The organism is Bradyrhizobium sp. NAS80.1 (assembly GCF_001908205.1).
Taxonomy (GTDB): Bacteria; Pseudomonadota; Alphaproteobacteria; order Rhizobiales; family Xanthobacteraceae; genus Bradyrhizobium.
The window spans coordinates 1-9895 of sequence record NZ_LGHL01000183.1 but is presented as its reverse complement, the minus strand read 5'-3'; the positions used below and the strand labels follow the sequence as shown (position 1 = coordinate 9895).

At 63.5% G+C, this 9895-nt stretch carries 9 protein-coding genes, 1 tRNA gene and 1 pseudogene; 4 read left to right on the top strand and 7 right to left on the bottom strand.

Annotated elements, in window-relative coordinates; translation table 11 throughout:
* Window positions 1–150: 150 nt before the first annotated feature.
* Both lon and clpX read right to left on the bottom strand, forming a co-directional pair.
* Window positions 151–2574 (bottom strand): endopeptidase La, encoded by a 2424-nt coding sequence (gene lon / locus AC629_RS34345; protein WP_084809216.1) that lies wholly within the window; start codon window positions 2572–2574, stop codon window positions 151–153.
* A 325-nt stretch (window positions 2575–2899) separates the two neighbouring features.
* A complete protein-coding gene (gene clpX / locus AC629_RS34340) occupies window positions 2900–4171 on the bottom strand; it encodes an ATP-dependent Clp protease ATP-binding subunit ClpX (RefSeq protein WP_008547851.1) in 1272 nt (423 codons plus the stop codon).
* Window positions 4172–4347: 176 nt separating this feature from the next.
* Between clpX and AC629_RS45875 the strand changes: the two genes are divergently transcribed.
* A complete protein-coding gene (locus AC629_RS45875) occupies window positions 4348–4560 on the top strand; it encodes a hypothetical protein (protein WP_143199654.1) in 213 nt (70 codons plus the stop codon).
* 59 nt (window positions 4561–4619) lie between these two features.
* Here AC629_RS45875 and AC629_RS34335 read toward each other — a convergent pair whose 3' ends face one another.
* The 3 genes from AC629_RS34335 to AC629_RS34325 all read right to left on the bottom strand — a co-directional run bounded on the left by AC629_RS34335 (window position 4620) and on the right by AC629_RS34325 (window position 7137).
* Window positions 4620–5255 (bottom strand): ATP-dependent Clp protease proteolytic subunit, encoded by a 636-nt coding sequence (locus AC629_RS34335; protein WP_084809215.1) that lies wholly within the window; start codon window positions 5253–5255, stop codon window positions 4620–4622.
* Between the two features lie 258 nt (window positions 5256–5513).
* Window positions 5514–6875: a trigger factor gene (tig, locus tag AC629_RS34330; protein ID WP_084809214.1), complete on the bottom strand. Its 1362-nt coding sequence runs from the start codon at window positions 6873–6875 to the stop codon at window positions 5514–5516.
* A 177-nt stretch (window positions 6876–7052) separates the two neighbouring features.
* A tRNA-Leu gene (locus AC629_RS34325) sits at window positions 7053–7137 on the bottom strand.
* An 80-nt stretch (window positions 7138–7217) separates the two neighbouring features.
* On the opposite strand from AC629_RS34325, the pseudogene AC629_RS50320 reads away from it, so the two are divergent.
* The 3 genes and pseudogenes from AC629_RS50320 to AC629_RS50310 all read left to right on the top strand — a co-directional run.
* Window positions 7218–7619: pseudogene (locus AC629_RS50320) on the top strand (hypothetical protein); the annotation flags it as partial.
* A gap of 60 nt (window positions 7620–7679) precedes the next feature.
* Window positions 7680–7985 (top strand): cupredoxin domain-containing protein, encoded by a 306-nt coding sequence (locus AC629_RS50315; protein ID WP_349531362.1) that lies wholly within the window; start codon window positions 7680–7682, stop codon window positions 7983–7985.
* A complete protein-coding gene (locus AC629_RS50310; protein ID WP_349531361.1) occupies window positions 7933–8613 on the top strand; it encodes a multicopper oxidase domain-containing protein in 681 nt (226 codons plus the stop codon). The genes AC629_RS50315 and AC629_RS50310 overlap by 53 nt, the downstream gene beginning before the upstream one ends.
* Before the next feature lie 50 nt (window positions 8614–8663).
* Here AC629_RS50310 and AC629_RS34315 read toward each other — a convergent pair whose 3' ends face one another.
* Window positions 8664–9164 carry a GNAT family N-acetyltransferase gene (locus tag AC629_RS34315; RefSeq protein ID WP_084809213.1) on the bottom strand — a complete coding sequence of 167 codons (501 nt, stop codon included), beginning with the start codon at window positions 9162–9164 and terminating at the stop codon, window positions 8664–8666.
* A partial coding sequence (locus tag AC629_RS34310) for an NAD(P)H-hydrate dehydratase (RefSeq protein WP_084809212.1) occupies window positions 9164–9895 on the bottom strand: 732 nt, incomplete at its 5' end. The genes AC629_RS34315 and AC629_RS34310, both read right to left, overlap by 1 nt.

Below are 9895 nucleotides of genomic sequence, written 5' to 3'. Positions count from 1 at the left end.
ACCCCACCTCGCGATGACGCCCTTGCGCTTCGCTAATCCTTCACCGCCATCAGGCTGGATAGAGGACTTCCACCTCCAAGCTGTCGCTCATACTCGGCACACAACAAAAACGGCGCCCGAAGGCGCCATTTTATCATCTTTCGCGGAACCTTAGTGAGCGGTCAGGCCGCCGGCGGCTTCGTCGCCGTCCGCCTTCACCGTCACCTTGGTGTCCTCTTCCCAGACGATCGGCACCGGCTTCTTCACCAGCGCCTTGGCGACGACGTCGTCCAGACGGGACACCGGGATGATCTCCATGCCGCCCTTGATCGCATCGGAAATCTCCGTGAGATCCTTGGCGTTGTCCTCGGGGATCAGCACCGTCTTGATGCCGCCGCGGGCAGCGGCCAGCAACTTCTCCTTCAGACCGCCGATCGGCAGCACGCGGCCGCGCAGCGTGATCTCGCCGGTCATCGCAACATCGTGGCGGACCGGGATGCCGGTCATGACCGAGATGATCGCGGTGGCCATTGCAACGCCCGCCGACGGACCGTCCTTCGGCGTCGCGCCTTCCGGCACGTGCACGTGGATGTCGCGCCGGTCGAACAGCGGCGGCTCGATGCCGTAGGTGATCGCGCGCGAGCGGACGTAGGACGCCGCCGCCGAGATCGATTCCTTCATCACGTCACGCAGGTTGCCCGTGACCGTCATCTTGCCCTTGCCGGGCATCATGACGCCTTCGATGGTCAGCAGCTCGCCGCCGACATCGGTCCAGGCAAGGCCGGTGACGATGCCGACCTGCGGCTCGCTCTCGATCTCGCCGAAGCGGTACTTCGGCACGCCCAGAAGCTCTTCCAGAGTCTTCTCGGTGACCTTGACCGACTTCTTCTTGGAGATCATCAGCTCCTTCACCGCCTTGCGGGCGAGTGTCGAGAGCTCACGCTCCAGGTTACGCACGCCCGCTTCGCGGGTGTAGCGGCGGATCAGAAGCAGCAGCGCGTCGTCGTCGATCGAGAACTCCTTGGAGTCCAGGCCGTGCTTGGACACCGCATTCGGGATCAAGTGCTTGCGCGCGATCTCGACCTTCTCGTTCTCGGTGTAGCCCGCGATCCGGATGATCTCCATGCGGTCCATCAGCGGCCCGGGAATATTGAGCGTATTCGCGGTCGTGATGAACATCACGTTGGACAGATCGTAGTCGACCTCGAGGTAGTGGTCGTTGAAGGTCGCGTTCTGCTCGGGATCGAGGACCTCGAGCAGCGCCGAGGACGGATCGCCGCGGAAGTCGGCGCCCATCTTGTCGATCTCGTCCAGCAGGAACAGCGGATTGGACGATTTCGCCTTACGCATCGACTGGATGATCTTGCCGGGCATCGAGCCGATATAGGTGCGGCGGTGACCGCGGATCTCGGCCTCGTCGCGTACGCCGCCGAGCGAGACGCGCACGAATTCACGCCCCGTCGCCTTCGCGATCGACTTGCCGAGCGAGGTCTTGCCGACGCCGGGAGGCCCGACGAGGCACAGGATCGGCCCGGTCAGCTTGTTGGCGCGCGACTGCACCGCGAGATACTCGACGATACGTTCCTTGACCTTCTCGAGCCCGTAGTGATCGGAGTCCAGGATGGCCTGCGCCGCTTCCAGGTCCTTCTTCACCTTGGACTTCTTGTTCCACGGGATCGACAGCAGCCAATCCAGATAGTTGCGCACGACGGTCGCTTCCGCGGACATCGGCGACATCTGGCGCAGCTTCTTCAATTCATGCTGCGCCTTCTCGCGCGCTTCCTTGGAGAGCTTGGTCTTGGAGATCTTCTCTTCGAGATCGGCGAGCTCGTCGCGACCGTCGTCGTCGCCGAGTTCCTTCTGGATCGCCTTCATCTGCTCGTTGAGATAATACTCGCGCTGGGTCTTCTCCATCTGGCGCTTGACGCGCGAGCGGATGCGCTTCTCGACCTGCAGCACCGAGATCTCGCTCTCCATCAGGCCCAGCACCTTCTCAAGACGCGTGGTGACGGACAGCGTCTCCAGGATGCCCTGGCGATCCGCGATCTTGACGGCGAGATGGGAGGCAACCGTGTCGGCGAGCTTGGCGAAATCGGTGATCGCCTGCACGACGCCGACAACCTCGGCCGAGATCTTCTTGTTGAGCTTCACGTAGCTCTCGAAGTCAGACACGACCGAGCGCGCCAGGGCTTCGGCCTCGACCGACTTCGCATCGGTGTCGGCGAGCGCAACGGCGGTCGCTTCGTAATAGTCGGCGCGATCGGTGTATTTCTGCACGTGCGCACGCTCGAGCCCTTCGACCAACACCTTCACGGTGCCGTCGGGAAGCTTCAAGAGCTGGAGCACGCTGGCAAGCGTTCCGGTCTCGTAAATCGCGTCGGGCGCCGGATCATCGTCGGACGCGTTCTTCTGCGTCGCGAGCATGATCAGCGCGTCGTTCTTCATCACCTCTTCGAGCGCGCGGATCGACTTCTCGCGGCCGACGAACAGCGGCACGATCATGTGCGGGAAGACGACGATGTCGCGCAGCGGCAGCACGGGATAGGCGTGCGTTTCGCCATGGACAATGGTTGGCCGGGGTTTGGGATTGGTCATGGCCTTTTCCTTTTGCTTTGCCCCCTTGAACGCAGCCCGCCATGATCATGCGCAACCGCCACAAGGTGCCGAGGTGATCCGCAGAACCGGTCGGTCCTCTCACGAATTGGACCGGCTCGCCAGATCGTAACTGAGGCGAATCTTGAAGGGAATTCCAGCTCGCCCCCGACATTAGGTGGTTATCGACCCGGGGGGTGTCAAGTCGTTGAAAAATACGCGCCATCAGGCGCTTACGCACGCATATAAGCGACGCAACATCGGCTGCGGAGATACAATTCCGCAGCCGTCAGCTCTGACTGGACGATTTGGCCTCCAGCGCCGCAGATCAGGCGCTGGCGTTCTCGACGGCGCGATCGGACCGATCGGCGTAGATGTAGAGCGGACGCGCCGTTCCTTCCACGACTTCGCGCGAAATAACGACTTCTTCCACACCTTCCAGGCCCGGCAAGTCGAACATGGTCTCGAGCAGGATCGCTTCGAGGATCGAACGCAGACCACGCGCGCCGGTCTTGCGCTCGATCGCCTTGCGGGCGACCGCGCCAAGCGCCTCGTCGGCGAAGGTCAGCTCGATATTCTCCATCTCGAACAGCCGCTGGTACTGCTTCACCAGCGCATTCTTCGGCTCGGTGAGGATCTTCTTCAGCGAGGTCTCGTCCAGATCCTCCAGCGTCGCGACGACCGGCAGACGGCCGACAAACTCGGGGATGAGGCCGTACTTCAGGAGGTCCTCAGGCTCGACGTGACGGAAGATCTCGCCGGTACGGCGATCCTCCGGCGCGAGCACCTGGGCGCCGAAGCCGATCGAAGTGGACCGGCCGCGCGCCGAGATGATCTTCTCGAGGCCGGCGAAGGCGCCGCCGCAGATGAACAGGATGTTGGTGGTGTCCACCTGCAGGAATTCCTGCTGCGGATGCTTGCGGCCGCCCTGCGGCGGAACCGAAGCCACCGTGCCTTCCATGATCTTGAGCAGCGCCTGCTGCACGCCCTCACCCGAGACATCGCGCGTGATCGAGGGATTGTCGGACTTGCGGCTGATCTTGTCGATTTCGTCGATGTAGACGATCCCGCGCTGGGCGCGCTCGACATTGTAGTCGGCAGCCTGGAGCAGCTTCAGGATGATGTTCTCGACGTCCTCGCCGACATACCCGGCTTCGGTCAGCGTCGTCGCGTCGGCCATCGTGAACGGCACGTCCAGGATGCGGGCGAGCGTCTGCGCAAGCAGCGTCTTGCCCGAGCCGGTCGGACCGATCAGCAGGATGTTCGACTTCGCGAGCTCGACGTCGTTGTGCTTGGTCTGATGGTTGAGGCGCTTGTAGTGGTTGTGCACAGCGACCGACAGGACCTTCTTCGCATGGCTCTGGCCGATCACGTAATCGTCCAGCACCTTGCAGATTTCCTTCGGCGTCGGAATGCCGTCGCGCGACTTCACGAGCGAGGACTTGTTCTCCTCGCGGATGATGTCCATGCAGAGCTCGACGCACTCGTCGCAGATGAAGACCGTGGGACCCGCGATCAGTTTGCGGACTTCGTGCTGGCTCTTGCCGCAGAACGAGCAATATAGCGTGTTCTTGGAGTCGCTCGTGCCAACCTTACTCATTCCTGTCTCCGTCCGCGGTTCGATCGTCTCGCTCGATCGCTCCATTCCGGCACGCTGCCGGCATGAAGTTTAAATAGAGCAAATTCCGTACCAAAAAAGACCCTACGCCTTACATCCCGTGCGAATCACGGTCACTCGATTCTCCCGCGATCATAGCCGATCAGTCGTAGCCAACCATGCTGTCACCCGACTATCAAGAATTCGCTAATCGGGGGCCGTCGGCTACCCGTGACAATACCGTGATTTCACGTCTTGGCACGGGCGAAGTGATCGAAATCACCCCGACGTTGCTGGATTGCCACGAAAAACAAGCACGAAAGCGGAACTTCCTGCCTGTCGCAGGGCGCAAAACAGCTTTTTGCGCGCCTGCGAACGCGTTCCGAACGTGAACGTCGCCCTCACGATCCCCGGTATCCCCGGGGACCGCTCTTACAATCCCGGTAGAGTGCTACAGGACCTTCGCCGGCGCCACCTCTTCGGCGCGCTTGTCGATGACCTTGTCGACCAGGCCGAACTCCTTGGCATCGCTCGCGGTCAGGAACTTGTCGCGTTCCAGCGCGTCCTCGATCGACTTGTAGGTCTGGCCGGTGTGCTTCACGTAGATCTCGTTGAGCCGCTTCTTCAGGTTCAGGATTTCCTGGGCGTGCAGCATGATGTCGGTGGCCTGGCCCTGGAAGCCGCCGGAGGGCTGGTGCACCATGATGCGCGCGTTCGGCAGAGAGAAGCGCATGTCCTTCTCGCCGGCAGCGAGCAGCAGCGAGCCCATCGAGGCCGCCTGGCCCGTGCACAGCGTCGAGACCGGCGGACGGATGAACTGCATCGTGTCGTAAATCGCAAGGCCCGACGTCACCACGCCACCCGGCGAATTGATGTACATCGAGATTTCCTTCTTCGGATTTTCCGCTTCAAGGAACAACAACTGCGCGACGATCAACGTCGACATGCCGTCCTCGACCGGACCGGTCACGAAGATGATGCGCTCTTTCAAAAGGCGCGAGAAAATGTCGTAGGCGCGCTCGCCACGGTTGGTCTGCTCGACCACCATGGGCACGAGGTTCATGTAGGTTTCAACCGGATCGCGCATGAGTCACCTAGGGTTTTTTGGACGCGGACATCGCAGTCCCAGCTGCCAGCGTTGGCTGGATTTGCCGGAAGGCCGATGGACGTCCCGTGATGCAGGACTTGACAGATATAGCCCAATTCTCGCCAGACAAGTGCGGAGCGAATTAAGGCTTAATCCACGGGGCAGTTGAAGCTGATTCGCACAAACAGGCCCAGCCAGCCACCTGGCTAGCTGGGCCTCTTCGCTGATCATCCTTAATAGAAGGCTTTCTCAAAGCCTTCAGGCTGCGGTCTTTTCCGCATCATCGTCCTTGTAGAGGTCCTCGCGCGAGACCTTCTTCTCGGTCACGTTGGCGAGCTCGAGGATGAAGTCGACAACCTTGTCCTCGTAGATCGGCGCACGAAGCTGGGCCAGGGCGTTGGCGTTGTTGCGGTAAAAGTCCCAGACTTCCTTCTCGCGGCCAGGCATCTGGCGCGCCCGCTCGATCACCGCGCGACCAACTTCGTCGTCGGTCACGGTGATCTTGTTCTTCTCGCCGATCTCGGAGAGCACGAGGCCGAGCCGCACGCGGCGGTCGGCGATCTTGCGGTACTCTTCCTTGGCCGCCTCTTCAGTGGTATCCTCGTCGGCAAAGGTCTTGCCGGCGGAGTCCATCTCGGCCTTGACCGAGTTCCACATCAGATTGAACTCCTCGTCGACGAGCGAGGGCGGCGCCTCGAAGCGATGGGCCTCGTCGAGGCGGTCGAGCAGCGCGCGCTTGACGCGCTGACGAGTCGCGCCGGCAAACTCGGCGGCCAGACGCTCGCGCGCGGCTTCCTTCAGCTTGTCCAGCGATTCCAGGCCGAGCGTCTTGGCGAACTCGTCGTCGATCGCGACGTCCTGCGGCGCCTCGATCAGCGTCGCGGTGGTCTCGAACTCGGCCGGCTGGCCGGCGAGCTTGTCGTTCATGTAGTTCTTGGGGAACGACACCTTCAGCGTGCGGGTCTCATTGGCGGCGATGCCGATGAGCTGCTCCTCGAAGCCAGGGATGAAGGTGTTGGAGCCGATCACGACCTGGATGCCCTCGCCGGTGCCACCTTCGAAGGCTTCGCCGTTGATGGTGCCCTTGAAGCTGATAGTGACCCGGTCGCCCGACTCGGCCTTGGCGCCCTCGCCCTTTGCAGCATAGCCGCGGTTGGAATCGGCGATGCGCTTGATCGCTTCGTCCACGTCGGTGTCGGACACGTCAGCGACGGGCTTCTCCACCTGGAAGCTCTTGAAGTCGGCGAGCGCGATCGCCGGCACCACCTCGATCGCAACGGTGTAGGTCAGATCGGACTTGCCCGAGAGCAGCTCCTCAACTGCGGCCTGCTCGGTCGGCATTGTGATCTTCGGCTCGGTCGCGAGGCGGAAGCCGCGCTCGGTGAAGAGCTGCGTGTTGGTGTCGCGGATGGTCTGGTCGATGGTCTCGGCCATCACCGAGCGGCCATAGACCTTCTTCAGGTGAGCGACCGGCACCTTGCCGGGACGGAAGCCATTGATGCGGACCTTGTCCTTGAGGTCGACGAGTTTGGCACCAGCCTTGGCGTCGAGATCAGACGCGGGAACGCTGATCTTGAACTCGTGCTTCAATCCTTCCGAGAGGGTCTCTGTGACCTGCATGGCGTCCAATCTTCTTTTCGTTCGGTCCAGGCGCGCATGCGTCGGGACGCTGTCATTAATCGATCCGACGCGAGGCAAACGCCTCAACGCCGGTGGTTCATCGGACCCGGCTCCAGGACGGAAAGCATCCGCGAGGAGTGAGGCCCTTCGGTAATCCGTGCAAACGCTGAAAGCGCTTGGTGCGGGCGGAGGGACTCGAACCCCCACAACTTTCGTCACTGGAACCTAAATCCAGCGCGTCTACCAGTTCCGCCACGCCCGCGTGAATTTGCATCTAGACCGGCCGCGATGCCGCGGGCGGCCGGGCTTATAGCATGTGCCTGACTGTTCGCAGCAAAAAAAATGGCCCGTTGGAGGCATGCTTTAAGTAGGCACGACGGCTGGACTTATCCAGCGCCGCGTGGTCCGCATCGAGCCATGACAACAAGGTTTTTTGCCCCGACCCGGCGCGAGGTTTTGGCTGGCCTGGCAGCTTCGGCAGCAGGGGCGATTGCCGGCGGCGCAGCTCCGTCCGCAACCGCCCGGCTCGCGCTTGAGGCGCGACCGGCAACGCTGGCTCTGAAGCCGACTCAACCGCTTGCAGCGATCGGGGAGCTGGCCGCCGTAAGTCCCGCCGGAGCCGTGCGTCTCAGGCGCGGCGACCGCTGCGAGGTGGCCGTCCAGAACAACCTGCCTGCCCCGATTGCACCAACATGGCACGGGTTGGACGGTGCAAGCGCCGCCGAGCCGATGTTGGCGAGCTCGCCCATCGCTTCAGGTCGGACAGAAACCTCAATTCTTTCAATGCCTCACGCCGGAACCCTGATGATGGACCTTCGCCTGTTCGAAGACGTCCTCAAGGGTCCGGCGCGTCCCCTGCCCGTCGTTGTTCAGGAGACCGAACCGCTGGCAGTCGACCGCGACGAGCTGTTTCTGGTCGAGGACTGGCGCCTGGACCCGGGCGGCGCCGCGCTCCCTCCGGGAGCTACCGGCAGCGAGATTGCGCCGATCTTCACGATCAACGGCAAGATCGCCCCCCGACTTCACCCTCCGTCAGAACGAGCGGCTGAGGCTCCGCTTGATCAACGGCTGCCAACGCGCTGTTGTTGCAGTCAAATTCGAGGGTGTTGAAGTCCTGGTCATGGCGCTGGACGGCCAGCCGGCCGAGCCCTTCACGGCCCGCAATGGCGCCCTTGTGCTGGCCCCCGGGGGCCGGGCCGACGTCTTTCTCGACGGCTCCGCGGCGCCGGCCTCCGCCGCACCGATTCTGCTCCATGACGGCAAGGAGGCCCGCACCGTCGCCCGCCTCCTTGCGTCGGCCGAGCGACCGCTCCGGCCGGCCCGCCTGCGGCCCCCGCCACCGCTGCCGTCCAACGGGCTGCCGGCCCATCTCGACCTCAAGAGCGCCCTGCGGTTCGATGTCGCGCTCGCAGCCGCCGAGGCAGGCTGGGTCCGCCCGTCGAGCTTCACTGCGTCAGCCGCCCCCATCTTCCGCACCAAGGCCGGCCGGACCGTCGTCCTAGCCGTGAAGAACCCCGGCCCGACGACGACCGTGTTCCACCTCCACGGCCACCATTTCCGCCTGCTCGACCGGCTCGACGATGGCTGGAAGCCGTACTGGCTCGACACGCTCGCGATCGAACCCGGCCAAACCCAGCGCATCGCATTCGCGGCGACCTACCCCGGCCGCTGGCTGATCGAGTCCGTCGCGACCGATTGGGCTGCGCCACGATTGGTGCGCTGGTACGCGGTGGAGTGAAGCCGCCGCCAAGCTTGCGTAGGATGGGTAGAGCGAAGCGAAACCCATCGTCATCGCGCCAAGGATTGAAATGATGGGTTTCGCTTCGCTCTACCCATCCTACCCGACCCATCGGCTCCACGCGTCCAGAGGTAGCGGACGTCGGGCTCTTTTTCCTCGTTCCGCGTTCCATCCGACTGTTCGACCCGTGTGAACCCGCGGACCTCATAGAAGCGCCGCGCCGGCGCGTTGCGCTGGAAGGTCCAAAGCTCCAACCGTTCGCAGGCGTGCTTGGCAACGTCGAGGAGTTCGGTGCCGACGCCACGGCCCTGGGCGGTGGGAAGCACGTAGAGCTGCTCGATCCAGCCCTCGCTGAAAGCAATGATCCCACTCAGCACATCGTCGTCGAAGCGGCCCCATATGCGGCACACCGCAAAGACACGCCCGCAGTAGAACCAGCGGTCCTCGTCCGGCGTGTGCAGCCCGGCGAGCCAGGGCATCGCATGGTCAAACGCAATCCGATGAACCTGCGCAGCCGCATCCATGTCCGTGAGCGCGAGCACTCTGAGCACTAGTACTCCACGCCCAGGGCATCATAAATCCGCCGGTGCACGGCCGGCAGCGTCTCGGTGAGATCTTCCGCGATCAGTCCCGGCCCTGCTTCGCTGCCCGCCTCGCCATGCATCCACACGCCGATGCTGGCAGCTTCGAACGCCGGAACGCCCTGCGCCAAAAGCCCCGCGATGATTCCGGAGAGCACGTCGCCGGCGCCGGCGGTGGCGAGCCAGGGCGGCGCATTGGCGGCGATGGTGGCGCGGCCGTCGGGAGCGGCGACGGTGGTGTCCGGGCCCTTCAGCAGTACCACCGCGCCACAGCGCTCGGCGGCCGCGCGCACGCGCTCCAGCTTCGAGCGTCCCGGATATTTATTGCTGAGGTCGGAGAACAGGCGCGGAAACTCCCCCTCGTGCGGCGTCAGCACCACCGCATTGTCCTGCGCGGACCTGATCGATTCAAACAGGCGCTCGGGGGCCGCGGCAAAGCTCGTCAGCGCATCCGCGTCCAGCACCAGATGCCGTTGCGCCGAGAGCGCGGTGTGGACGAGATCGCAGGTCCGATCGCCGATGCCCGCGCCGGGGCCGATCATGCAGGTGTTGTAACGCTTGTCGCCGAGAAGTTCGCCGAACTCGATCGCGGTGTCGACAGGGCGAACCATCACTGCGGTCATTGCGCTCGCATTGATCGTGAGCGCGTCGCGCGGCGTTGCCAGCGTCACCAGGCCGGCGCCGGCGCGCAGCGCTGCGCG